Here is a 24,500-nt window from a genome sequence, read left to right on the forward strand (position 1 = left end):
GGTCGTCACTCCGTCTCGTTCGCGATGGCGTTGATCGCGGCGGCCGTCATCGCACTGCCGCCGCGGCGGCCGTGCACCACCAGGTGCTCCAGGTCGCTGCCGGCCAGCGCCTGCTTGGACTCGGCCGCGCCGATGAAGCCGACCGGGATGCCGAGCACGGCCGCGGGGCGTCCCGCGCCCTCGGCCACCAGCTCCAGCAGCCGGAACAGGGCGGTCGGCGCGTTCCCGATCGCCACCACCGCGCCCTCCAGGCGGTCGCGCCACAGCTCCAGGGCCGCGGCGCTGCGGGTGGTGCCGAGGCGTTCGGCCAGCTCGGGCACGCGCGGATCGCCCAGCGTGCACAGCACCTCGTTGCCCGCGGGCAGCCTGCGCCGGGTCACGCCGGAGGCGACCATCATGGCGTCGCACAACACCGGCGCGCCGCCGCGCAGCGCCTCCCTGGCCCGCGCGACGACCTGCGGCGACCAGGCCAGGTCGGTGACGAGGTCGGTCATGCCGCACGCGTGGATCATGCGCACCGCCACCTGGGCGACCTCGGGCGGCAGGCCCGTGAGGTCGCTCTCGGCGCGGATGGTCGCGAACGAGCGCCGGTAGATCTCGGCGCCGTCGCGGATGTAGTCGCTCACTCCTGGCGTTCCTCGTATCCGTTGATGGTTGCGATCAGCTGGCGGACCGGGCCGCGTGGCAGGCCGCAGCGCCGCTCGCAACCGGCCCAGTGGACGGGCGTGGCGGGTGCGCGGCCGAGGCTCCGCACCCATTGCCGGGCATCGGCCCGCACGTCGGCGAGCGCCTTCGCGCAGCCGGGACGGCCGGTGCAGGCGGTCACCCCGGCCCAGGGGGAGTCCGGGTCGGTGGCGAGCCCGGCGGCGGCCAGCGCCCGCTCGGTCGGGTCCGCCTCGCCGGGGGAGAGGTCCGGCAGGACGACGGTCCGCCAGGGTGTCAGGCGCACCGGCTGGCCGAGGTCCGCGAGGGCTGCGGCCTGGTCGGACGTCAGGCGGCCGAGCGGCACGAGGGCCTCGATCGCCACCCGGCCGTCCCGCTGCGCGATCCTGCCCGGGGACGGGCGGCGCGCGAAGGCGGAGGCGGGCGGGGCGTCCGGGGCCTCCGGGGCGTCCGGGGCGTTCGCGGCGTCCGGGGCGTCGGTCAGGCTTGGTTCGCCGTCGCGCAGGCGGGTGGCGATTCGGGCGGGGCCGTCCGGGAGGTCGCGGATGCGCCAGGCGCGCGGGCCGTCGGGGGACAGCTCGTCCAGGAACGCCTCGGCGGAGTCGATCATGAGCGGGACGGCCGCGTCCGGGGCGGCGGTCAGCCCGGTGTCGGCGCCGGCGAGCAGCAGCCGTCCGGTCGCCACGTAGGTGACGTCCGCGCCGAGCCCGGCGACGTCCCGCGTGCCGTCGTCCAGGGCGAACAGGAACCGTCCCGGCAGCTCGGCCAGCCGGGGCCGCGCGCACAGCGCCCGGTCCAGGGCGTCGGCCATCGCCAGCACGTCCAGCAGCCCGTCGGGACCGCGCCCGCTCAGCGGCGAGGCGAGGATGTTGCGCACCCGCTCGTGCGCGGGCGACGGCAGCAGCCCGGCCGCCGCGATCCGCCCGGCGAAGACCTCCGGCGCGCGCAGCCCCCGCACCTGGACGTTCGCCCGCGACGTCAGCTCGATCACGCCCGTTCCCAGCTCGGCCGCGCACCCGGCGAGCACGCGGAGCTGCGCGGCCGACACCGCGCCGCCGGGCAGGCGCACACGGGCGAGCGGGCCGTCTGCGGCCTCGTGCACCTGGAGCGCCCCCGGACAGGCATCGGGACGCGTACGTCCGGAAGATTCACCTACGGGCACGAAGGGATCGTAACGCCACTTCTGGGACGGGTCGCTCCTGTCGTAAGCTTCGGCGTAGACGATGGCAATGGGAGGAAGCCGGTGCGAATCCGGCGCGGTCCCGCCACTGTGACCGGGGAGCGAACCCCACCACGAGGCCACTGTCCGGAGACGGGCGGGAAGGCCGGGGTGAGCGTCGATCCGGGAGCCAGGAGACTCCTGCCGTCGTGTCACCCGCGACCGGGGCGAGGACCCCGAGGGAGGAATGCGCCGTGCCTGGCGACAGCCGTACCCTTCTGCTGCTCTCCACCTCCGACACCGACCTGCTGAGCGCTCGCGCCTGCGGGGCGGGCTACCGCCTGGGCAATCCCGCCCGGCTGACCGCCGAGGACGTCCCCGGCCTGACGGAGGGGACCGACCTCGTCGTGGTGCGCCTGCTGGGCGGGCGGCGGGCCTGGCCGGAAGGGCTCGACGCGCTGCTGGCCGGGCCGCGCCCGGTGGTGGTGCTGGGCGGGGAGCAGGCCCCCGACGCCGAGCTGATGGAGCTGTCCACGGTCAGCGGCGGGGTGTGCGCCGAGGCGCACGCCTACCTGGCCCATGGCGGCCCGGCCAACCTGGCCGAGCTGCACGCGTTCCTGTCCGACACCGTCCTGCTGACCGGGCACGGGTTCGAGCCGCCCGTCCCCGCCCCCGCCTGGGGACGGCTGGACCGCCCTGCCAGGACCACCGGCGGTCCCGTGGTGGGGGTGCTCTACTACCGGGCCCACCACATGGCCGGCAACACCGCGTTCGTCGAGGCGTTGTGCGAGGCCGTCGAGGACGCGGGCGGGCAGGCGCTGCCGGTCTTCTGCTCGTCCCTGCGCGCGGCCGAGCCGGAGCTGCTGGACACGCTGCGCGCGGCGGACGCCCTGGTCGTCACGGTGCTGGCGGCGGGCGGCTCCCGTCCGGCCACCGCGGGGGCGGGCGGCGACGACGAGGCCTGGGACGTCGGCGCGCTGGCCGAGCTGGACGTGCCGATCCTGCAAGGACTCTGCCTGACCACCACCCGGCAGGCATGGGAGGAGAACGACGACGGGCTGTCGCCGCTGGACGCCGCCTCCCAGGTGGCGATCCCGGAGTTCGACGGGCGGATCATCACGGTGCCGTTCTCGTTCAAGGAGATCGACCCCGACGGGCTGACCGTCTACGTCGCCGACCCCGAGCGGGCCGCCCGGGTGGCGGGCATCGCGGTGCGCCACGGCCTGCTGCGGCACACCCCTCCCGCAGAGCGGCGGCTGGTGGTGATGTTGTCGGCGTACCCGACCAAGCACTCCCGCGTCGGCAACGCGGTCGGGCTGGACACCCCCGCGAGCACCGTCCGGCTGCTGGCCCGGCTCGCCGAGGCGGGTTACGACCTGGGCGACGGCTTCCCCGGCGTGGCCGACCAGGACGGCGACGCGCTCGTGCACGCGCTGATCGCCGCCGGCGGCCAGGACCAGGACTGGCTGACCGAGGAGCACCTGGCGGGCAACCCGGTGCGCATCTCCGCCGCCTCCTACGAGCAGTGGTACCGGACGCTGCCCGCGGCCCTGCGCGAGGGAATGGAGCGCCATTGGGGGCCGCCGCCCGGAGAGCTGTTCGTGCACGAGGGCGACAGCGGGACCGACATCGTGCTGGCCGCGCTGCGGGCCGGGAACCTGGTGGTGATGGTGCAGCCGCCGCGCGGCTTCGGGGAGAACCCGATCGCCATCTACCACGACCCCGACCTGCCGCCCAGCCACCACTACCTGGCCGCCTACCGCTGGCTGTCGGCCGAGTTCGGCGCGCACGCGATGGTGCACGTCGGCAAGCACGGCAACCTGGAGTGGCTGCCCGGCAAGTCGGCGGGGATGTCGGCCGCGTGCGGCACCGACGCCGCCATCGGCGACCTGCCGCTGGTCTACCCCTTCCTCGTCAACGACCCGGGGGAGGGCACGCAGGCCAAGCGGCGCGCGCACGCCGTGCTGGTGGACCACCTGGTGCCGCCGATGGCCCGCGCCGACACCTACGGCGACATCGCCCGGCTGGAGCAGCTGCTGGACGAGCACGCCACGATCGCCGCCATGGACCCCGCCAAGCTGCCCGCGATCCGGGCGCAGATCTGGACGCTGATCCAGGCCGCCCGGCTCGACCACGACCTCGGGCTGGCCGACCGGCCGCACGACAGCGAGTTCGACGACCTCATCCTGCACGTGGACGGCTGGCTGTGCGAGGTGAAGGACGCCCAGATCCGCGACGGGCTGCACGTCCTCGGCCAGGCGCCCACCGGCCAGGTGCGGGTGGACCTGGTGCTGGCCATGTTGCGCGCCCGGCAGATGTGGGGCGGCAGGGAGACGCTGCCCGGCCTGCGCGAGGCGCTCGGCCTGGCCGAGGACGGCACGGCGGCGCTGGGCGACGTGGACCGCGCGGAGACGACCGCCCGCGCCCTGGTCGAGGCCATGGAGCAGCACGCCTGGGCCCCGGACGCAGCCCCCGCCGTCGCCCGCGCGGTACTGGGTGGCGTGGCCGAGGAACGGGTGGAGCTCGTGGCGCGGGTGCTGGCGTTCGCCGCCACCGAGGTGGTGCCGCGCCTGGCCCGCACCACCGACGAGCTCGACCACGTCCTGCACGCCCTGGACGGCGGCTACGTGCCCGCCGGCCCCAGCGGCTCCCCGCTGCGCGGCCTGGTCAACGTGCTGCCGACCGGCCGCAACTTCTACTCCGTGGACCCCCGGGCGGTGCCCAGCCGCCTGGCCTGGGAGACCGGCCAGGCGATGGCGGAGTCGCTGCTGGCGTGCTACCGCGCCGACACCGGCGAGTGGCCGCGCTCGGTCGGGCTGTCGGTGTGGGGGACCAGCGCCATGCGCACGGCGGGCGACGACGTCGCCGAGGTGCTGGCCCTGCTCGGCGTCCGCCCCGAATGGGACGAGGCGTCGCGCCGCGTCATCCGCCTGGAGCCGATCCCGCTCGCCGAGCTGGGCCGCCCGCGCATCGACGTGACGGTCCGCATCAGCGGCTTCTTCCGCGACGCCTTCCCGCACGTGGTCGGCATGCTCGACGACGCCGTACGGCTGGTCGCGTCGCTGGCGGAGCCGGCCGAGGACAACTACGTCCGCGCCCACGTGGCCGCGACGGGCGGCGACGAGCGGCTGGCCACGATGCGCGTCTTCGGCTCCGCGCCCGGCGCGTACGGGGCCGGGCTGCTGCCGCTCATCGACAGCCGCAACTGGCGCGACGACGCCGACCTGGCCGAGGTGTACGCCGTGTGGGGCGGCTACGCCTACGGCCGCGACCTCGACGGCGTCGCCGCCCGCCCCCAGATGGAGGACGCCTACCGCCGCATCGCCGTCGCCGCCAAGAACGTCGACACCCGCGAGCACGACATCGCCGACTCCGACGACTACTTCCAGTACCACGGCGGCATGATCGCCACCGTGCGCGCGCTCACCGGCAGGGCCCCGGCCGCCTACGTCGGCGACAGCACCCGCCCCGACGCCGTGCGCACCCGCACCCTGTCGGAGGAGACCTCACGGATCTTCCGCGCCAGGGTGGTCAACCCGCGCTGGCTGGCCGCCATGCGCCGCCACGGCTACAAGGGCGCCTTCGAGCTGGCCGCCACCGTCGACTACCTGTTCGGCTACGACGCCACCACCGGCGTGGTGGCCGACTGGATGTACGACAAGCTCACGCAGACGTACGTGCTCGACCCCGAGAACCAGGCGTTCATGGCCCGCTCGAACCCCTGGGCGCTGCACGGCATCGCCGAACGCCTCCTGGAGGCCGCCGAGCGCGGCATGTGGCAGCACCCGGATCCGGAGGTCCTGCGCGGCCTGCAGGAGGTCTACCTCAAGACCGAGGGCGACCTGGAGGACGACACCAGCCGCTGAGCCAGGCGCGGCGCGCCCGCCCAGTGCAGATGCAGGTAGGACGCGGTCACGCCGGGGTCGCCGTACCCGTCGTGGCCGCCGTCCCAGCGGAACAGCGGCTCGCCGGCGTACGTGACGGCCGTCCGGTGGAACTCGTGCCCGCGCAGCCGCTCGCCCGTCCTGGTGAGCGGTGAGCGCCGCAGCGCGACGGCGTCCCGGTAGCCGAGCGTCAGCCGGGACGTCATCCGCGCCCGCCCGGGGACGCGCCCGCACATGCGCTGACCGTCCAGCTCGTCGCACAGGTACAGCAGCCCCGCGCACTCGGCGGCGATCGGGCCGGGGAAGGCGGCGACCTGCTGCCGCAGGGGCTCATTGGCGGCCAGCTCGGCGGCGTACACCTCCGGGAAGCCGCCGCCGATCACGATCGCGCCGGTCCCGTCCGGCAGCCGCGTGTCGCGCAGCGGGTCGAAGACGGCCACCTCCGCCCCCGCCGCCCGCAGCAGCTCGGCCTGCTCGGCGTAGCCGAAGGTGAACGCCGCCCCACCGGCCACGGCCACCACCGGCCGGCCGGGCGCGGCACTCGTCGCCGCCTCCTCCGGCCGGCCGCGCGTCGCGGCGGGCGTCGGCGGCGTCCAGGAGGGACCGCCCAGCGGGGGAGCCGAGCGCGCCAGCCGCAGCAGCGCGTCCAAATCGCACGAACGCGCCACCAGGGCGGCCAGCCGGTCCACGGCGGCGACCGCCTCGGTCCGGCGCTCGGCGGCCGGCACCAGCCCCAGGTGCCGGGAGGGCGTGGCCACGGCGTCGTCGCGGCGGATCGCCCCCAGCACCGGCACGCCCGCCGCCGCCAGCGCCGACCGGCACAGCTCCTCGTGCCGGTCGGAGCCCACCCGGTTGAGCACCACCCCGCCCACCCGCACATCCGGGTCGAAGGTGGCGAACCCGTGCACCACCGCCGCCACCGACCTGCTCTGCCGGGCCGCGTCCACGACCAGCACCACCGGCGCGTCCAGCAGCGTCGCGACGTGCGCGGTCGAGGCGAAGCCGGTGTCCCCCCTGCCGTCGAACAGGCCCATCACGCCCTCGACCACCGCCACGTCGCACCCGGCAGCGCCGTGCAGGAACAGCGGGGCGACGAGCTCCTCCCCGACGAGCCACGGATCCAGATTGCGGCCGGGACGGCCGGCGGCCAGCGCGTGATAGCCCGGGTCGATGTAGTCGGGCCCCACCTTGTGCGGCGAGACCCGCAGCCCGCGCGCCCGCAACGCCGCCATGAGCCCGGTGGCCACCGTCGTCTTGCCGCAGCCCGACGACGGCGCGGCGATCACCAGGCGGGGAACTACCACTCGATGCCCTTCTGCCCCTTCTGCCCGGCGTCCATGGGGTGGCGTACCTTGCCCATCTCCGTCACCAGGTCGGCGACCTCGATCAGCCGTCCGGGCGCGTCCCTGCCGGTGATCACGACGTGCTGGCTGCCCGGCCGGTCCGTCAGCGCCTGCAGCACGTCGTCCAGGTCCAGCCACCCCCACTTCAGCGGGTACGTGAACTCGTCCAGCACGTAGAACCGGTACGTCTGCGCCGCCAGGTCGCGCTTGATCTGCTCCCAGCCCTCACGGGCGTCGGCCGCGTGGTCCTCCTCGCTGCCGGGCCGCTGGATCCACGACCAGCCCTCGCCCATCTTGTGCCAGGCCACCGGGCCGCCCTCGCCCGTCTCGCCGAGCACCTTGAGCGCCCGTTCCTCGCCGATGCGCCACTTGGCCGACTTCACGAACTGGAACACCCCGACCGGCCAGCCCTGGTTCCAGGCCCGCAACGCCATCCCGAAGGCGGCCGTGGACTTGCCCTTGCCCGGTCCGGTGTGCACCATCAGCAGCGGACGGGTCCGCCGCTGGCGCGTGGTCAGGCCGTCGTCGGGCACGACAGCCGGTTTTCCCTGAGGCATGGTCAGACCGCCTTCCTGTGGTCACGGACGACCGAACCGAGCTCGGCCAGAGAGTCGAGAGGCACGAGCCGCGCGCGCAGCCGGGCGGCCAGCCGGACGGCCAGGCCCAGCCTGACCGGCCCGCCCTCGCAGTCCACGACCACCGAGGCGGTGCCGGCCAGCAGCCCGGCGGCCCGGTCCACGTCACCGCCGGCCGTGGCCCGTCCGTCGGTGACCAGCACCAGCAGCGGACGCCTGGCGGGGTCGCGCAGCCGTTCCACCCGCAGCACCTCCGCCGCGCGCACCAGCCCCGCCGCCAGCGGCGTGCGCCCTCCGGTGGGCAGGGAGCGCAGCCGGGCCGCGCCCGCCTCCACCGACGAGGTGGGCGGCAGCGCCACCTCCGCGCCGGCGCCCCGGAAGGTGATCAGTCCTATCTTGTCCCGCCGCTGGTAGGCGTCGAGGAGCAGGCTGAGCACGGCCGTCTTGACCGCGGTCATGCGCCTGCGCGCCGCCATCGAGCCGCTCGCGTCCACCACGAAGAGCACGAGGTTGCCCTCCCTGCCCTCGCGCACCACCTCGCGCAGGTCGTCGCCGCGCAGCGCCAGCCCGGGGCCCTGGTGGCCGCGCTCCCGCTGGTGCGGCGCCGCCGCCAGCAGCGTCGCCGGCACGTGGAGGTCGCGTGCGGGACCGGACGGGCGGCGCGCGCCGGCGCTGCGGCCGCGCCGGGTCCGGGACCGCGACCGCCGGCCCACCGCCCCCTCGCCGACCCCCGGCACCGCCAGCAATGGCACCCGGTACGGCGCGGCCACGCCCGCCACCTGCGTGGCCGCCTGCGGCGCCGCTGCTCGGGAGGTCACCGCCCCCGTGGCGGGCGACGCGTCCGGAGCGGGCTCCTCTGCCACCGGCGGCGCGTCCGCACCGGCGGCCATGGACGACGGCGGGTCAGCGGCGGCCGTCCGGCCGTCCGCCGGGGGCTCGGCGCCGGTCGGGTGGTTCCGCGTTTCGGGTCCGGCGCCGTCGCCCGGTGGCGGCGTTCCCGCAGGCCCGCCGGGACCGGAGCCGTCGGGACCGGAGCCGCCGGGCCCGGCGTCGTCGGGGCCGCCGTCCGGGTCGTCGTCGGCCGACGTGCGGTCCAGCAGCTCGTCGAGCAGCGCCTCGTCCAGGCCCGGAGCGTCGAACGGGTCCCGCCGCCTGCGATGCGGCAGCGACAGCCGGGCCGCCGCCCGCACGTCCTCGGTCGTCACCGTGTCGCGGCCCTGCCAGGCGGCGTGGGCGATGGCCGCGTTCGCCGTCACCAGGTCGGCACGCAGGCCGTCCACCTCGAAGGCGGCGCACACCGTCGCGATCTGCCGCAGCCGGGCGTCCGGCAACCGCACGGCGGGAACCCGGGACCGCGCGGCGGCGATGCGGGCCGACAGCGCCGATTCCGCCCCCGCCCAACGATCGGCGAACGCCGCCGCGTCCGCCTCGAAGGCCAGCCGCCGCCGCACCACCTCGGCGCGCTCCTCCGGGTCGCGGGACGCCCTGACCTCGACCGTCAGCCCGAACCTGTCGAGAAGCTGCGGACGCAGCTCGCCCTCCTCCGGGTTCATGGTGCCCACCAGCAGGAAGCGGGCGGCATGGCGCACCGACACCGACTCGCGCTCGACGTAACACGTGCCCAGCGCGGCGGCGTCGAGCAGCAGGTCCACGAGGTGGTCGTGCAGCAGGTTCACCTCGTCCACGTACAGGACGCCGCGGTGGGCGGCCGCCAGCAGCCCCGGCTCGAACGCCTTCACCCCCTCCGTCAGCGCCCGCTCGACGTCGAGCGAGCCGGCCAGCCGGTCCTCCGACGCGCCGACCGGCAGCTCCACCAGGGCGGCCGGCCGGTCCACCCGCCCGGCGTCGGGCTCGTGCGGCCCGTCCGGGCACTCGGGGTCGGGCACGGCGGGGTCGCAGGCGAACCGGCACCCGGGCACCACGGCCACCGTCGGCAACTGGGCCGCCAGCGCCCGCACGATCGTGGACTTCGCCGTTCCCTTCTCCCCGCGGACGAGCACCCCGCCCACCCGGGGCGACACCGCGTTCAGCACCAGCGCCAGCTTCAGGTCGCCGAGCCCGACGACGGCGCTGAACGGATAGGTGACGATCAAGACTCAGCCTTCCGGTTGACGTGGACCACCCGCCAGCCGTCCCGCGCGACGGTCAGCTCGGTGGTGGACAGAGGAGCCAGGTCGAAACGGGCCGCGCGCAGCGGATCCAGCCCCAGGACATGGCCGAGCGCCGCTCGGATGACGCCGGCGTCGCAGACCACGACGGCCCGCGGCTCGTCCCGTGCCGAGTCGAGCCAGCCCGCCACCCTGGCGGCGAGCGCGCTCAGCGACTCACCGCCGTGCGGGGCGGCGTGCGGGTCGGTCAGCCAGCTCGCCAGCGCGTCCGGCTCCTCCAGCGCGACCCGCCCGTACGGCAGGCCGCGCCACCGGCCGCAGTCGGCCTCCGCCAGGGCGGGCACCTCGCGGGCCGCCAGCCCCATGGCGGCGGCCGTCTGCCGCGCGGCCCTGCCGGGAGCGGCCCATGCCGCCGCCGCATCGATGGGCCCCGACGCGGCGGCCCTGGTCAGGCTCGCCGCGTCGGCGTCCTCGTCGGCGGGGAAGCACCCGGCCCGCATCCCCGGTGTCGTGGCATGCCGGACGAACAGCACCTTGCTCAGCTCGGCGCCGCGACCAGCGGATGAGCCGCCGAACGCCGCTCCGCCCGGTCGCTCGCCCAGCCGAACAGCACGCCGAACGCCGCCCAGAAGACGAGCTGCGTGCCGAGCGAGGCGAGCCGGAACTCCCACAGCAGCGTGGCGGGGAACCCCTCGGGCACCTCGTCGACCGCCGGCAGCAACCACCACGCGGCGACGACGGGCACCAGGAACGTGACCGCCGCCGCCGTCCAGCGCGCCCACGGGCCGCCGTCGACGCGGCGGGCCGTCGCCACCGCGATCGCCGTCGCCGCCAGCCCGACGAGGATCATCACCACGTAGAGCAGCGTGCGGCTGTTGATGGTGTCCGGATCGCCCACCGCAGGCGGGTTGGCCGGATATTTCACGAAGGGCACGAGGATGATCGCGGCGAACGCCGTACCGGCCGCGGCCATGGCCAGCCGCCCGTCGGAACGCGGGCCGACCCGCCCGCGCAGTCCGGCGAACACCAGGGCGAACACCCCGCCCACGGCCAGCCCGTAGAGCCCGGTGGCCAGGAACAGCCCCGCCTTCTGCACGGGCCTGCCGACCACGGCGTCCTCGCCGTGACTGTGCCCGGCCGCTTCGGCGTGGTCGTGCCCGGCCGTCCCGGCGTCCGGATCGGGCGTCTCGGCCTGGGCGGCGGCCTCCTCCAGGGCGATCGCGTGGTCCACGCGAGGTTCACCGAAGGCGAAGGCGAAGGCGCCCGCGATCAGTCCGGCCAGGAGTCCGACGAGCAGACCTCTGGCCAGGAAGGTGCGTATCATGGCCGGCGCTCAGTGGCAGGGCACGCCGAGCAGATGACGCCCGTCGTGCATCAGCTCGTGCAGGAAGGTGCCGGTCTGGGAGATGGCGCCGTTGTCCATCAGAACCAGGTAGGCGACCAGCAGCAGCACGGGCACGGCCAGCAGCAGCCAAGGGCGCAGGCGCGGAAAGGGAATCGTCGACGGGGTGGACAACCCGGTCATGTCAAGCCTCCTCAGGGGTCACGCGTCCCATATCACGAGGTCACGGCTGCCAAGCGACCTGGCTCCCGGGATCTACGTCCCGGATACAGTGGCGCGTCCGCACCGGCATCTCACCGGATTTCCCTTGGACAACCGTGAAATCTACCGGAACGTATCCTTTCCTCACGTTCGCGTCAACATGCGGGATGGTGACCCTCCGTCACCTGCCGCCACGCCGCGCGCCTTTGCGAAAGGCCCGGAATTCTACCTCGTCGAGTGTACGGATCTAGCCTGCGTTGGTCATTCGACCGCATATCGACAGCCACGCTGGGCATCGAGCGAATATGAGGAGGACCCGGTGTCATGAATGTTGCCCGCGACGTACGCGACCGCTATACGGACGCGTTCAACGCCCACGATATGAAGGCACTGCTCAGCACTTTCAGCCCGGCCGGGGTGTCCATCAGCCCTGAAGGCGTTTCTCAGGGACACAGCGAGCTGGCCTCTTACCTGGAGGAGTTCTGGACGGCGTTCCCCGACGTCCGGGCCGTGATCACGGAGTCCTCCGCGGGTGAGGCCACGACCGTCGACGAGCTTCTCATGGTCGGAACTCACCGAGGCCCGTACACCATGCCCGACGGTCAGGTGCTTCCCGCGACGGACCGCCCTCTTCGTTTGCGATGCTGTTATGTCTGCACAGTGGAAGACGGGCTCATCACGAGTCTGCGCCTCTATTTCGATCAACTGGAGTTGCTCACCCAGCTCTCCAGCTCGGTGACTTTGCAGCTTCCTTAGCGAATTGCCGGACGCGATGGATCGCCCCCGCGTCGGCTCGTCCTGCATCTGGCAGATGTACCCTCAGCAGGGCTCTGGTTGATCTTCGCGGCCGGCCGCACTCTGGCCGCATGACAACGGACACTCACCACCTGACCGCCGCCGACCCGGCCCCGCGATGGGGGCTGCGCGGCTGGCTCGTCCTCATCACGTTGTGCGGCGCGACGTTGATGACCGGGCTGGACTACTCGATCATCACGGTGGCGCTGCCGGAGATCGGCAGGGACCTCGGCTTCTCCTCCGCCTCGGCGCTGCAATGGGTGGCCACCGCCTGCCTGCTGCCGACCGCCGCGCTGATGCCCTTGTTCGGACGCGCGTCCGACATGGTGGGCAGGCGCCGGTTGTTCGTCATCGGCGTGGCGGCGTTCGCGGTGTTCTCGTTGCTGGCCGGGCTGGCGCCGACCCCGGGGCTGCTGGTGGCGGCCCGCGCCGGACAGGGCGTGGCGGCGGCCATGATCGGCCCGACCGCGCTGGCGCTGATGACCGGCACGTTTCCGGAAGGGCCGCAGCGCACCAGGGCGCTGGGCGTCAACGGCGCCCTGCTGTCGCTGGGCTTCGTCGTCGGGACGATCGGCGGCGGCCTCATCACCAGCGGCCTGAACTGGCGCTGGACGATGCTCATCCTGTTCGCCATCGGCGTCCTGGTCATGACCGGCGCGCTGACGGTGGTGCGGGAGACGGCCGTACGCGGCCGCGCCAGGCTCGACGTGCCCGGCGCGCTCCTGGCGAGCGGCGGCCTGTTCGCCCTGGTCTACGGCATCTCGACCGGCGGGGCGGCGGGCTGGGGCAGCCTGCCGACGCTGGCCACGCTGACGGCGGCGGCCCTGCTGCTGGGCGCGTTCCTGGCCGTCGAGGCGCGGCACGCGGCCCCGCTCGTCCCGCTGCGGCTGCTGCGCCGCAGGACGGTCAAGTGGGGCATGACGGTCGGGCTGGTCACCTTCGGCATGTGCGGCGGCGCGACCCTGCTGCTCAGCATCCACATGCAGGACGTCCTGGGCTACACGCCGCTGCAGACCGGGCTCGGCTTCCTCGGGGAGGGCGTCGCGGCCCTGGTCGCGGGCAGCTTCGCGGCCAGGATGATCAGCACGCGAGGGACGGCGGCGACCATCGTCACCGGCCTGACCGTGCAGGCCGCCGGCACCGCCGCCATGGTGTTCCTGCCGGCCCAGGGCGGCCTGGTCCTGCTGCTGGCGACGTCGGCCACCATGGGGCTCGGGCACGTCCTGACGGTGGTGGCCGCCGTCACGACCATCACGTCCGGGCTGGGCGAGGCCGACCAGGGCGTGGCCGGAAGCCTCGCCCAGATGCCCACCTTCGTCGGCGCCGTCGGCGTGGCGGGGCTCACCGCGATCGCCGCCGTCCGTACGGAAGCGCTCGCCTCCGCCGCCACCGAGGCGTCGGCCACCCTCGGCGGCCTGCACGCCGCCTTCCTGGTGGCCGGCGCGGTGGCGCTGGCCGGCGCCCTCGTCGGCGGCCCCCTGCTGCGCCGCCCCGCCCCGGCCGCGTGACCTGCCGCTGAGGCCCTACGGTGAGACGGCGGCGGCCAGCTCGGCCAGCCGCCGCAACCGGTCCTCCGACGGCGAGCCCGCCTCGGCCTGGAAGACCGTCACGCCCTGCCCTTCGTCGTCGGGCGTGCGCAGGAGCTCGGCGGTGAGGGTCATAACCCCCACCTCCGGATGCCGGTAGTCGCGCGAGATGGAGGCGCAGTTGCTCACCGGGTGCTCGGTCCACATCGCACGGAACTCCGGGCTGAGCGCCAGCAGCTCGTCGACCAGCGCGTTCAGCCCTTCGTCGGCGGGGAAGCGGCTCAGGGAGCCCTCCAGGTAGGCGATGTCGTCGCGGGCCTTCTGCGCCCAGTCGACGTACAGCCCGCGGGCGAACTCCAGCTCCAGGAAGTCGAGGCGGACGAAGTTCGGCTTCTCCGCCCCCTCGAAGGGCCAGTGCGGGGCGAGCAGCGCGTGCGCCGGACGGTTCCAGGCCAGGATGTCGCCCCGCCGGCCGACCGCGATCGCGGGCCGGTCGGTGAAGGCGTCCACCATCAGCCTGATGCCGGGACGCAGCTGCTCCGGCCTGGCCCGCGCCCCGGTCCGGGCGGCCCTGGCCAGCCGGTGCAGGTGGGCCAGCTCGTCGTCGTCCAGCCGCAGGACGCGGGCCACGGCGTCCAGGACGTCGTCCGAGACGTTGGGGCTCTGCCCCTGCTCCAGGCGGGTGTAGTAGCCGACGCTGACTCCGGCCAGCGGCGCCAGCTCCTCCCTGCGCAGCCCCGCGACACGCCGATGCCTGACCCCTGAGCTCAGGCCCACGTCCTCGGGCCGCAGCCGGGCCCGCCGGGACCGCAGGAACTCACCAAGTGCAGAAGCGGGATACATAGCCCCAAGCCTGCCAAACTCCCCACCCGCAAAAGGCCATCCGGCGCCCTCAGCGGCTCACAGGCGGGTCGCCTCGCCTGTCACGAGACCCGCGTTCTGGAGAATCAGCCCGACGGTCCGGGCCAGGGTGCTGCTCTGGTCAATGATCGTCTCCGTCACGCCGGGCAGGACGTCCCGTTCGAGGTACCAGCGCCGCATGTCGTCGAAGCTGAACAGGGTGCGCTGAGGCCGCGTCCGGTGCCTGTTGAGCGTCTCCTCCAGGGAGACGTCCAGGTAGTAGCCGTGGCTCGTGCCTCGATGGTCGCGAAACAGCGCCTGCAGCATCTCTCCGTAGTGGCACCGGGCGAGGATGCCTTCCAGGATGACGTGGTAGCCGGCGTTCAGGGTGTGGCGGCACATCACGTCGAGGAGCCCGATGTTCACGCCGTCCGCTTTGTCGCGCTCGCGGAGGATCTCCCGGCGTACGACGTCCTGACCGATGAGGGCCAGGCCGCGCTGGTCATACGTCTCCCGCACGGTGCGGGCCACGGTGGACTTGCCGGCTCCGGAGTTGCCTCGGATGACGATCAGGACCGTGTTCGGTGAGCCGATGAGCACCGTCCGACAGTACTGGGGGTGCCGCCCGTCCTGCGGGGAGTTCTGAAGGAACGCGGCGACCTCCGTGGCCGGGGGAGGACGAGGTAGGTGAGGGCCAGGCCGATCAGGCTCAGTACGGCGCCCGCCAGGCCGGTCCACCGCAGGGCGCCGGCGGCGACGAGCGCGCCGCCGATGACCGAGCCGGCCGCGGCCCCGAGGTTGAAGGCGCCGACGTTGGCGGAGGCCGCCAGGTTCGGGGCGGCGCCCGCGTGGTGCAGGATCAGCCCCTGCAACGGGGCGATGGTCGCGGTGGCCAGCAGGCCGAGCACCAGGACCGCGGCCACGGCGGCGGGCTGCCACACCACGGCGAACGGGACCAGCAGGAGCGTCCCCGCCAGCCCGCCGAAGACCCCCCGTACGGTGGCGCTCATCGACCTGTCGGTCAGCCTGCCGGCGGCGAGGTTGCCGATGAAACTGCCCGCCCCGTAGGCGAGCAGCAGACCGGAGACCGCCGCGGCGGAGAAGCCGGAGACGCGGATCAGCAGCGGGGCGATGTAGGTGAACACCGTGGCGACCCCGGAGAAGCCCACCGCCGTGGTGGCGATGGCGAGCATGACCGGCCGGCGCGTCACCACGCGTACCTCGTCGCGCAGTCGCGTGGACGGCGCCTCCTGCCGGGGCAGGACGGCGGCCAGGAGCATGGTGCCCACCAGGGACAGCACGGTCAGCACGGCGAACGGAGCCCGCCAACCGGCGCTCTCCCCGAGCAGTGCCCCCAGGGGCACTCCGAGGAGCGTGGCCACGGTGAAGCCGGAGGCCACGGTGGCGATGGCCGAGCCGGTCCGCTCGGCCGGGACCACCCGGGTGGCCGTCACCAGCGCCAGAGCCAGGAAGGCGGCGTGGCTGAGCGAGGACACCACGCGGCCCACCAGCAGCAGGCCGAACGTCGGCGCCGCCGCGCTGATCGCGCTGCCCGCCGCGAACAGCAGCATCAGCCCGACGGCGAGCCCCTTGCGCGGCAGCCGCGAGGTCAGCAGGGCCATGAGCGGCCCTCCGGCCACCACGCCGAGCGCGTACGCGGTCACCGCCTGCCCGGCGGTGCCCACGGAGACGTCAAGATCAGCTCCGACCTGGGGCAGCAGCCCGGCGATCAGGTACTCCGAGGTGCCCACGACGAAGACGCTTGAGCACAATGCCGCGAGCGTCGCGAAACCCTTGTCCATCTTCATGCCGTAGACGCTAAAGTCTCACATTGATATGAGAGTCAAGGCGAGCGGGGTGTCGTCGTGCGCATCGGTGAGCTGTCCCGGCGGACCGGCGTGGCCGTCCACCTGCTGCGCTACTACGGGGAGCAGGGTCTGCTCCACCCGCAGCGGCGCCCCAGCGGCTACCGGGAGTACGTCGAGGAGGACGTCGCCGTCGTCCGCCGCATCCGCAGCCTGCTGGCCGCCGGCCTGAACACCTCGACGATCATGACCGTCCTGCCGTGCCTGCGGGACGCCGGCGACCGCCTCGTCCCCACCTGCTCGGACCTGCTCGCCGACCTCCACCGGGAGCGCGCCCGCATCGCCCAGGCCATCACCGACCTCCAGACCTCCATGGACGCGCTCGACGACGTCATCGCCGCGGCCCCGGCCGACGTCACCCGCCGGGCCCTGGCCGCACTCGACGCCTGAACGGCACCCGCCACACCGGCCGCGGCGTGGCCCTCAGGGGCGGCTCGGTCCCCGCCGACGAATGCCGGCTCCCTGCAGGCTGTGGTGAGTGGACGTCGTGAACACTTGTCCCGTGATCGGTGAAGAACCGGTGTGAACCCAGGGATCGAGAGGTGACCTCGATGTCACGCGCGCTGCCGGCCCGAGCAGCGGACGCCGTGATCATCGAACAGTCCAGGCGGGAGCCGGAGCGCTTCGCCGCCATATTGGACCGCTACTACCCCGAGATCCACGGCTATGCCGCGCGCAGGTTAGGCGCGGGCCTGGCCGACGACGTCGCCGCGGAGACGTTCCTCATCGCCTTCGACAAACGGGCAGGCTACGACGTCTCCCGCGCCGACGCGCGGCCCTGGTTGTACGGCATCGCCTCTAACCTCATCGCCCGCCATCATCGCGCCGAAGTACGCCAGTACCGGGCCCTGGCCAAGGCGGGCGCCGACAGCCCCGTGGAGGACCACGCCGATCAGGTCGCCGGGGCCGTCGACGCGGGAGCCCGCACGTCCCGGCTGGCCGCGGCGCTCGCCGAGATCGCCGATCGCGATCGGGACGTGCTGCTCCTGGTCGCCTGGGCGGAGCTGACCTCGGAGGAAGCGGGCAGCGCGCTCGGCATCCCGGCCGGAACGGCCCGCTCACGACTGCACCGGGCCCGCAGAAGAATCCAAGCCGCACTGGAAAAGGACGGATCATGAACGACCTCGAGAGGCTGCGCGAGGACTGGGCGCGCCCGGCGCCGCCGGCCCCCGACGCCCAAGCCGCAGCGCGGGCGGCTCTCCTGGCCCGCGCCGGCCGCCCACGTTCCAGGCGCGGATGGGCGATCCGGGCGCTGGCGGTGGCCGCCGGCGCCGTGATCGTCACGACCGGGGTGAGTGTGTTCCAGGGAGAGCGCACGTTGCCCGCCGCCAACGCTCAGGTGGTGCTGACCAGGATCGCGGCGGCCGTACAGGAGAAGGAGTTCACGCCGCCCCGCGGCGACCAGTGGATCTACACCGAGAACCGTGACGTGGGCTGGGACAAGGGTATCGACCAGGGCGAACGGCTCACCCCTCAGACACCGCTGCCCGACACGGTCGAACCGCTCTGGACCCGGGCCGACGGCAAGCGGGTGGGCTATCTGGTGAACGGCAAGCTGCAGACCTCCGATCCCGGTGAGAGGGCGCCGGAGAACACCTACGCGTTGCTGGCCTCGCTGCCGACCGACCCTGACGCGCTCCTGGCCGAATACCGTGAGCTCTACCAGGGGCAGGTCCCTGCCGACGACGAGTGGATCTTCCTGCGCTTCGCCGTGACCCTCAGCCAGAACCTCGTCTCACCGGAGCACGAGGCCGCGATCTTCAAGGCGATAGCCAAGCTGCCCGGCGTGACGGTGGACGAGACGGCGACCGACACCGAGGGACGCCCGGCGCTGTCGGTCTCTCAAGTCGCCGAAGGCTGGCGCAAGGTCGAAATCCTCCTGGACCCCACGACCTACGCCTACCGGGCGCGGCGGGAGACGGCGATCACCGACCATGAGGAGCGTTACCCCAAGCCGAACGGCGTCCTGATGTACACCTTCAAGGACGGCAAGGAGGTCCCCGTTCCTCCTCATCTGGAGTGGAGCATCGAGAAGGGAACGACCTGGTCGGTCTCCACCCGCGTCGCGATCGGCGTCGTGGACCAGGCCGGGGAGCGGCCATGACCCTCCTGGGCCTGGACACGCGTCAGGCCGTCTCCCGTCTGGTCCATGCGCGCACGTGCGAGACGTCGAGGAGTTCGGCTCCGCCTCCGAGCGGCACCACAGCGGAGATCGACTACGACGCCGGGCTGCCGGTCACCGTCACCGGCCCCGCGGAGACCGCCTTCGCGCGCGACACGATCGAACAGCTGGGGGGCGCGCGACGGCTGGCCGCGATGCTCCACCCGCACCCCGCTTCCGAGGACTTCTCCCGCGTGCCGGCGCGGGTGCCCGGGGGCCTTCGTGTTCCTGGGCGCCCGCCCGGCGCGTCTGAGCCGGGACGAGGCAGAGGAGAACCACTCGCCACGCGCGGAGTCCGACGACGTGGTGCTGGACGACGGCGCGCGGCTGCCGGCCGAACTCGCGGTACGGCGACTGACCGCGTGCGCGACGAATGCAGCGATGGAGCGAACCCAGGGCGTCGTGCCTGATTTCAGCCGATGTCGTGCTGACACGGCACGCGGAAGATCGTGAAGATGTACGCATGAGTTCATCGCAGCCCTTCGCCGGCCCCGGGTCCGCCCCGGATCACCGCTACCTGCTCGACAACGCACGGGCGGAGGCGGGCGAGCGGTTCACCTGGCTGGCCGAGCTGTTCGACGGCGTCACCCGCGGGCACTTCGACCGGCTCGGCGTGACGGCGGGCCGGCGTTGCTGGGAAGTCGGCGCGGGCGGCCCCGGCATCCCCGAGGCGCTCGTCACGGCCGTCGGGCCGACCGGTCACGTGCTGGCCACGGACATCAACCCCACCTGGCTGGACCCGCACGCCGGGTACGAGGTGCTCCGGCACGACGTCGTCGCGGACCCGCCGCCGCAGCCGGGCACGTTCGACCTGGTGCACGCCCGGCTCGTGCTCGTCCACGTGCCCGATCGGGCCAGGGCGCTGGCCACGATGGTGGCGGCGCTGCGCCCCGGTGGCTGGCTGTTGATCGAGGACGCCGACACCGAGCTGCAGCCGCTGGCCTGCCTCGACGAGACCGGCCCGGCACAGCAGCGCGCCAACCGGCTGCGGCGCGCCGTCCGGGAGCTGATGACCCGTCGTGGCGCCGACCTGCGCTTCGGCCGGACGCTGCCGCGGGCGTTGCGTGCGGCTGGCCTGACCGACGTCGCGGCGGCCGGCTGCTTCCCGGTCGGCGGGGTGGCCTGCGACCGGCTGGAGGCCGCGACGGTGCGCATGGTCCGCGCCGAGTTGCTCGCCGCCGGTCTGGCCGACGACGCCGAGATCGACGCGCACCTGGCCGCCGTCGAGGCCGGCGAGCTCGACCTCACCCTCGCGCCGCTGATCTCGGCATGGGGACGCCGCCCGGAACAGCCCGAGCCGCGGTGAGCCGCGGTGAGCCGCGGCTCACCGATGATCGTCAGGCGAGGACGGGAAAGTTGCTGCGGAAGGTGCCGCGGGGGTCGCGGGACCGCTTGACGTCCCGGAGGCGGGCCAGGTCGCCCGGGGCGAAGGCGGCGGCGGCGCGCTCGCCCGGCGCCAGGAAGGTGAACGGCTTGCGCCCCGACGTGCAGGGCACCAGCGCCCCCGTCAGCCGGTCCATGCGCTCGCGTACGGCGGCGCCCCCGTCCTGCCCGGGGATGCCGAACAGGTACAGCGCGTACGGCTCCGCCAGCTGCCCGGCCGGGATGCCGGAGGGCCGGGCCAGCGCGCCGCCCAGGTGCCGGACCTGGACGCTGAGCAACGGGTCGATGGGCTGCTCCAGCAGCACGGCGGCCACGTCGTCGGTCAGCCCGGTCAGCAGTTCGGCGCGGGACATGCCGGGGCCGGGGTCGGTGGGTTCGGCGGTGATGGCGCCCAGTCCGGCGACCGGCAGCACGGCCCGGGAGTCGGACAGGCGTCCGGCGATCTTCTCCAGTGGCCGCATCAGGGTCTCGGCGTCGCCGCCCGCGCCCAGGTAGGTGGCGTCCACGGCCACCATCGGGGCGGCGCCGGGGAACTGCAGGAGGTCGTACCAGAGGGTCAGTTCGTCGGGCGCGGTGGCGGTGATCTCGCGGTAGGCCTCCAGGACGGCGGGGGCCATCGCGGCGGGCCACAACAGGCGGCCGCCGTAGAGAGCGGGGGCCGGGTGCAGGTCGAATTCGAGCGCGGTGACGATCGCGAAGTCGCCGCCGCCGCCGCGCAGGGCCCAGAACAGCTCGGGGTCGTCGTCGGCGGTGATCCGGGCGCGGGTGCCCGTGGCGTCCACGATGTCGAAGGCGCGGACGCCGCCGGCCGCCCAGCCGTGCCGCCGGCCGAACCAGCTCAGGCCGCCGCCCAGCGTGTAGCCGGTGACGGTCACCGCCGGGCTGCTGCCGGCCAGTCCGGTCAGCCCGTGCGGGCTCGCGGCCTCCTGGACGCGGCCCCACTTCACCCCGGCCCCCGCGCGGGCGACGCGTTCGGCGGGGTCCACGTGCAGGTGGTCGAGGCGGGCGGTGCGCAGCAGGATCGCCTCACCGGTGTCGCCGGTGGCTCCGTGGCCGCTCGGCTGGGTGGTGACGGCGAGTCCTGCCAGGTGGGCGTGCCGGACGAGCGCGGCCACGTCCTCGGCGTCGGCGGCCTCGACCACGGCCCGCACGGGCTGGTCGATCGCCAGGTTCCAGGGCCGCCGGGCCTGCTCGAACCCTTCGTCGCCGGCTGCGAGCACCGTGCCCCGGACCACTCCGCGCAGTTCGTCCCCGATGTTCATGTGTTCACGCCTCTCTCGTCGATGGCTCCACTTTGTCGGGTGGGGGCTGGGGTCGAGCTGAGGTCGAGTTGAGGTGCCGTAGGGTGGGGACGGACATGGCAGGGTTGGAGTTCCGGCTGTTCGGGCCGCTTGAGGTCACCGGCGGGCAGGGCGTGCTGGATCTCGGTACGCGTAAGCAGCGTGCCCTGGTCACGATGCTGGCCCTGGAGCCCGGCCGGGTGGTGTCGCTCGACCGGCTCATCGACGAGCTGTGGGCGGGGGAGCCGCCCGCCGGGGCGACCCGCACTCTTCAGGCGTACATCGCCCACCTGCGCCGGGTGCTGGAGCCCGACCGGCCGCCGCGTACCCCGCCGCGGGTCCTGCTCACCCATGAGCCGGGCTACCTGCTCGCCGTCGCGCCCGGTCAGGTGGACCTGTGGCGGTTCGCCTCCTGGGCCGGTGAGGGCCGCGCGGCGCTGGCGGGCGGCGCGCCCGGCCGGGCCGTCGAGCTGCTCGACCGGGCGCTCGGGCTGTGGCGGGGCGAACCGCTGGGGGAGTTCGCCGCTCAGGAGTTCGCCCAGCCGGTCGCCGCGCGGCTCGCCGAGATCCGCGTCACCGCTCTGGAGGACCGTTTCGACGCCCGCCTGGCCCTGGGGGAGGACGCGCCGCTGATCCCCGGCCTGGAGGCGCTGGTCGGGGCCGAGCCGTACCGGGAGCGGGCCTGGTCGCTGCTCGTGCGCGCGCTCTACCGGGCCGGACGGCAGGCCGACGCGCTGGCCGCGCTGCGCCGGGTGCGTGAGCGGCTGTCGGCCGACCTCGGGCTGAGTCCCGGCCCCGACCTGCGGGAGCTGGAACGCGCGGTGTTCGACCAGGCGCCCGAGCTGCGTCCGCTGGCGCCCGAGCCGGTGGCGCCGTTCGTCCCGGCCGCTCCCGAACCGGCGGGCGAGGCCCTCATCGCCCGCTCGGCCGAACTGGAGCTGGTGGCGCGGCGGCTGGGCGCCGCGCGGCGCGGCGACGGCGGGGCCGTGCTGGTCATGGGGGAGGCGGGCATCGGCAAGACCCGGTTCGTCCGGGCCGCCGCCGACCTGGCCGCCGCGCGCGGGTTCCGGATCGCGTGGGGACGTTGCGCCGACCGCGCCGCCTCGGCCTTCTGGCCCTGGACGCAGATCCTGCGCGAGGCGGGCGATGCCACCGGGTTGCTGTCCGGCCACGCCCGCGACCCCGAGCAGGATCTGTTCGGCCTGTACGAGCAGGTCCTGGACGTCCTGACCCGGCCCCAGACGCCTTTGGCCGTCGTCTTCGAAGACCTCCACTGGGCCGACGTGTCCTCGCTGCGGCTGCTGGAGTTCGTCGCCGAGTCCGCGCTGCGGCGTCCGCTGCTCGTCCTGGTCACCTGCCGTCCCGAGCCCGGCGACCACCCCGGCGAGCTGCGCGGGACGCTGGCGGCGCTGACCCGGTCGGGCGAGCGCCTGGAGCTGCCGCCCTTCACCTCCGCCGACGTGGCCGCCTTCCTGCGGGCCAAGCAGGTCGCCGACGAGCCCGGCCTGATCGGCGACCTGCTCGACAGGACCGGCGGCAACCCCTTCTACCTGGGCGAGGTGCTGCGCCTGCCGCGCGGCGAGCGCACGGTACCCAGCGGCGCCCGTGACGTGATCGAGCGGCGCGTCGCGCGCCTGCCCGACGAGACCCGCGTCCTGCTCGCCGCCGCCGCCGTGGCCGGCCGCGACGTGGACGCCGCCCTGCTGGAAAGCGTCACCGGCAGCACCGCCGAGCAGGTGATGGCCGCTCTGGAGCCCGCCGTCGCCACCGGCCTGCTGACCGAGCCGCCCGCCGGGCCCGACTACCGCTTCTCGCACGCCCTCGTCCAGGAGGCCCTGTACGCCGGGCTCGGCAGGCTCGACCGCTCACGCCTGCACCTGCGTACGGGCGAGGCGCTGGAAGGCGTCCTGCCCGAGTCGCGGTCGGCCACGCTCGCCCACCACTTCTCCCAGGCGGGCCGCCTCGACGTCGCGGGCCGGACCGTCAGGCACGCCTCCCGCGCCGCCCGGCACGCCGGCGCGCAGCTCGCCCACACCGAGGCGGCCGGTTTCTGGACGCTGGCCCTGTCGGCGCTCGAACCCGGCCGCGACGCCGAACGCGCCCGCCTGCTCACCGAGCTCGGCCACGCCCACCGCGCCGCCGGTCGGCCCCAGGACGCGCACCGCGACTGGGAGGAGGCGATCGGCCTGGCCAGAGCCGCCGGCGACCGGGAGGCGCTCATCTCCGCGGTCACCGCCATCGGCGGCCCGGCCCTGTGGAACTGGCGTCCGTACGGCGTCGTCGACCCCGGCCTGGTCGCCGTCGTCGAAGAGCTGCTCGACGGCCCGCTGCCGGACGCCGACCGCGCCACCCTTCTGGGCACCCTCGCCCTTGAGCTGCACTACGGTCCCCGCGGCGCCGAGGGCGAACGCCACGCCGCCGAGGCGGTCGCCCTGGCCAGGCGGACCGGTGACACGCCGCTGCTGGCCCGCACGATGAACAACTACCTGCTCGCCGCGTTCCGCCCCGGCGGCAACGCCGCGCGGCGCGCGATCGCCGAGGAACTGGCGAGCCTGCCCGGCCTGCCGGTGAGCGGCGAGGTGCTGGCGCGGGTCTCCCTCATGTCCTGCCTGCTGCGCGACGGCGACCTGCCCGGCTGGGACCGCGAGCTGGCCCGCTGCGAGGCGCTGCTGGCCGGATCGCCGCGCCCGGAGCTGGAGTCGATGGTGCGCATCGCCCAGACGCCGCGCGCCACCCTCGACGGCCGGTGGGAGGAGGCCGAGGACCTGCTCGCCCGCTTCGGCGACATGCGGTTCGCCCCGACCATGTGGGGCCGCCGGTTCCACCGGCTGGTGACCACGTTCACCTGCCGGCGCGGCCAGGGGCGGGTGGCCGAGGTCGTGGCGGAGCTGGTGGCCGCCGCGGAGGAGCCGCGGTTGGTGCCGCTGCGGCCCGTCGCCGTGCTCGCCGCCGTCGAGTCCGGCCGCATCGAGCTGGCGCACGAGCTGGTGGCGCGGTGGGGGACCGACGTCCCCGACGACTGGGTGGCCGACTTCCTCGTGCCTGTCTGGGGCCTGGTCGCCGCCCGCCTGGGGGTGCCCGACCCGCGGGCGCTCTACGACCGGCTGCTTCCGTACGCGGACCTGCTGGTCGTGGCCGGCATGGGCACCGCCTGCTGGGGCTCCACCCGTCTCGTGCTGGCCGAGCTGGCCCGCCGTCTCGGCGACGAGGACGCCGCCCGCGCCCACGCCGCCGCCGCTCGGCCGGCACCGGCGGGCGGCTAGCGGACCTTGCGCAGGACCACGCCGAGCAGCCGGTCGGCGCTCAGATAGCCCACCCGGCGCGAGTCGTGGGAGCGCGCCGCAGCGCCGCCTGCACGCCGGCGTGCGCCGCCCG

20 protein-coding genes and 1 riboswitch are annotated in these 24,500 nt (G+C 74.5%); of the genes, 8 read left to right on the forward strand and 12 right to left on the reverse strand.

The genetic code is table 11. The features are described 5' to 3' along the window. Positions 1-5 precede the first annotated feature (5 nt). The gene (locus tag ABT158_RS32055) at positions 6-626 is read right to left on the reverse strand and encodes a precorrin-8X methylmutase (protein WP_352359794.1); all 621 of its coding nucleotides are present in this window, start codon (positions 624-626) and stop codon (positions 6-8) included. Beyond that, on the reverse strand, positions 623-1,825 hold the full coding sequence (gene cobG, locus ABT158_RS32060; protein ID WP_352359796.1) for a precorrin-3B synthase: 1,203 nt from the start codon (positions 1,823-1,825) through the stop codon (positions 623-625). Before cobG ends, ABT158_RS32055 begins: the two co-directional genes overlap by 4 nt. Before the next feature lie 31 nt (positions 1,826-1,856). Continuing rightward, positions 1,857-2,038: riboswitch (cobalamin riboswitch) on the forward strand. 38 nt (positions 2,039-2,076) lie between these two features. Between cobG and cobN the strand changes: the two genes are divergently transcribed. Beyond that, positions 2,077-5,688 carry a cobaltochelatase subunit CobN gene (cobN, locus tag ABT158_RS32065; protein WP_352359798.1) on the forward strand — a complete coding sequence of 1,204 codons (3,612 nt, stop codon included), beginning with the start codon at positions 2,077-2,079 and terminating at the stop codon, positions 5,686-5,688. Here the strand turns inward: cobN and ABT158_RS32070 are convergent. Genes ABT158_RS32070 through ABT158_RS32095 form a run of 6 tightly spaced genes read right to left on the reverse strand, consistent with a single transcriptional unit; the run spans position 5,643 to position 11,257 of the window. Next, complete coding sequence (locus ABT158_RS32070) at positions 5,643-6,995, reverse strand: cobyrinic acid a,c-diamide synthase CobB (RefSeq protein WP_352359993.1); 1,353 nt, start codon at positions 6,993-6,995, stop codon at positions 5,643-5,645. The two genes, cobN and ABT158_RS32070, sit on opposite strands and share 46 nt — an antisense overlap. Before the next feature lie 8 nt (positions 6,996-7,003). Further along, positions 7,004-7,606, reverse strand: a complete 603-nt coding sequence (cobO, locus tag ABT158_RS32075) for a cob(I)yrinic acid a,c-diamide adenosyltransferase (protein WP_352359800.1) — start codon at positions 7,604-7,606, stop codon at positions 7,004-7,006. 2 nt (positions 7,607-7,608) lie between these two features. Further along, positions 7,609-9,717 (reverse strand): VWA domain-containing protein, encoded by a 2,109-nt coding sequence (locus ABT158_RS32080; RefSeq protein WP_352359802.1) that lies wholly within the window; start codon positions 9,715-9,717, stop codon positions 7,609-7,611. Then, positions 9,714-10,265, reverse strand: coding sequence for a histidine phosphatase family protein (locus ABT158_RS32085; protein ID WP_352359804.1), 552 nt, complete (start codon positions 10,263-10,265; stop codon positions 9,714-9,716). The genes ABT158_RS32080 and ABT158_RS32085 overlap by 4 nt, the downstream gene beginning before the upstream one ends. Positions 10,266-10,270: 5 nt before the next feature. Further along, positions 10,271-11,056, reverse strand: coding sequence for a CbtA family protein (locus ABT158_RS32090; RefSeq protein ID WP_352359806.1), 786 nt, complete (start codon positions 11,054-11,056; stop codon positions 10,271-10,273). Between the two features lie 9 nt (positions 11,057-11,065). Continuing rightward, positions 11,066-11,257 carry a CbtB domain-containing protein gene (locus ABT158_RS32095; RefSeq protein WP_352320001.1) on the reverse strand — a complete coding sequence of 64 codons (192 nt, stop codon included), beginning with the start codon at positions 11,255-11,257 and terminating at the stop codon, positions 11,066-11,068. A gap of 342 nt (positions 11,258-11,599) precedes the next feature. Between ABT158_RS32095 and ABT158_RS32100 the strand changes: the two genes are divergently transcribed. Both ABT158_RS32100 and ABT158_RS32105 read left to right on the forward strand, forming a co-directional pair. After that, the gene (locus ABT158_RS32100) at positions 11,600-12,031 is read left to right on the forward strand and encodes an ester cyclase (protein WP_352359808.1); all 432 of its coding nucleotides are present in this window, start codon (positions 11,600-11,602) and stop codon (positions 12,029-12,031) included. Positions 12,032-12,141: 110 nt separating this feature from the next. Next, positions 12,142-13,578 (forward strand): MFS transporter, encoded by a 1,437-nt coding sequence (locus tag ABT158_RS32105; protein ID WP_352359810.1) that lies wholly within the window; start codon positions 12,142-12,144, stop codon positions 13,576-13,578. A gap of 15 nt (positions 13,579-13,593) precedes the next feature. Here the strand turns inward: ABT158_RS32105 and ABT158_RS32110 are convergent, their stop codons facing one another. From ABT158_RS32110 to ABT158_RS32120, 3 genes are read right to left on the reverse strand one after another with little or no spacing between them, the layout of a single operon-like run. Then, positions 13,594-14,439: a helix-turn-helix transcriptional regulator gene (locus ABT158_RS32110; protein ID WP_352359812.1), complete on the reverse strand. Its 846-nt coding sequence runs from the start codon at positions 14,437-14,439 to the stop codon at positions 13,594-13,596. 57 nt (positions 14,440-14,496) lie between these two features. After that, positions 14,497-15,036: an AAA family ATPase gene (locus ABT158_RS32115; protein WP_352359814.1), complete on the reverse strand. Its 540-nt coding sequence runs from the start codon at positions 15,034-15,036 to the stop codon at positions 14,497-14,499. Then, the gene (locus ABT158_RS32120) at positions 15,006-16,244 is read right to left on the reverse strand and encodes an MFS transporter (protein ID WP_352359816.1); all 1,239 of its coding nucleotides are present in this window, start codon (positions 16,242-16,244) and stop codon (positions 15,006-15,008) included. Before ABT158_RS32120 ends, ABT158_RS32115 begins: the two co-directional genes overlap by 31 nt. Positions 16,245-16,301: 57 nt before the next feature. On the opposite strand from ABT158_RS32120, the gene ABT158_RS32125 reads away from it, so the two are divergent. The 4 genes from ABT158_RS32125 (at position 16,302) to ABT158_RS32140 (ending at position 19,768) form a co-directional block, all read left to right on the forward strand. Continuing rightward, positions 16,302-16,691 carry a MerR family transcriptional regulator gene (locus ABT158_RS32125; RefSeq protein WP_352359818.1) on the forward strand — a complete coding sequence of 130 codons (390 nt, stop codon included), beginning with the start codon at positions 16,302-16,304 and terminating at the stop codon, positions 16,689-16,691. 161 nt (positions 16,692-16,852) lie between these two features. Next, positions 16,853-17,419 carry an RNA polymerase sigma factor gene (locus tag ABT158_RS32130; RefSeq protein WP_352359820.1) on the forward strand — a complete coding sequence of 189 codons (567 nt, stop codon included), beginning with the start codon at positions 16,853-16,855 and terminating at the stop codon, positions 17,417-17,419. After that, positions 17,416-18,405 carry a CU044_5270 family protein gene (locus tag ABT158_RS32135; RefSeq protein ID WP_352359822.1) on the forward strand — a complete coding sequence of 330 codons (990 nt, stop codon included), beginning with the start codon at positions 17,416-17,418 and terminating at the stop codon, positions 18,403-18,405. Before ABT158_RS32130 ends, ABT158_RS32135 begins: the two co-directional genes overlap by 4 nt. A gap of 520 nt (positions 18,406-18,925) precedes the next feature. Further along, on the forward strand, positions 18,926-19,768 hold the full coding sequence (locus ABT158_RS32140; protein ID WP_352359824.1) for a methyltransferase domain-containing protein: 843 nt from the start codon (positions 18,926-18,928) through the stop codon (positions 19,766-19,768). Between the two features lie 31 nt (positions 19,769-19,799). Here ABT158_RS32140 and ABT158_RS32145 read toward each other — a convergent pair whose 3' ends face one another. Beyond that, positions 19,800-21,107: an FAD-binding oxidoreductase gene (locus ABT158_RS32145; RefSeq protein WP_352359826.1), complete on the reverse strand. Its 1,308-nt coding sequence runs from the start codon at positions 21,105-21,107 to the stop codon at positions 19,800-19,802. Positions 21,108-21,202: 95 nt separating this feature from the next. Here ABT158_RS32145 and ABT158_RS32150 point away from each other — a divergent pair, with 95 nt between their 5' ends. Next, positions 21,203-24,388 carry an ATP-binding protein gene (locus ABT158_RS32150; RefSeq protein WP_352359828.1) on the forward strand — a complete coding sequence of 1,062 codons (3,186 nt, stop codon included), beginning with the start codon at positions 21,203-21,205 and terminating at the stop codon, positions 24,386-24,388. Positions 24,389-24,500: the final 112 nt, after the last annotated feature.

This window comes from Nonomuraea sp. NPDC001636 (genome assembly GCF_040298265.1).
Taxonomy (GTDB): Bacteria; Actinomycetota; Actinomycetes; order Streptosporangiales; family Streptosporangiaceae; genus Nonomuraea.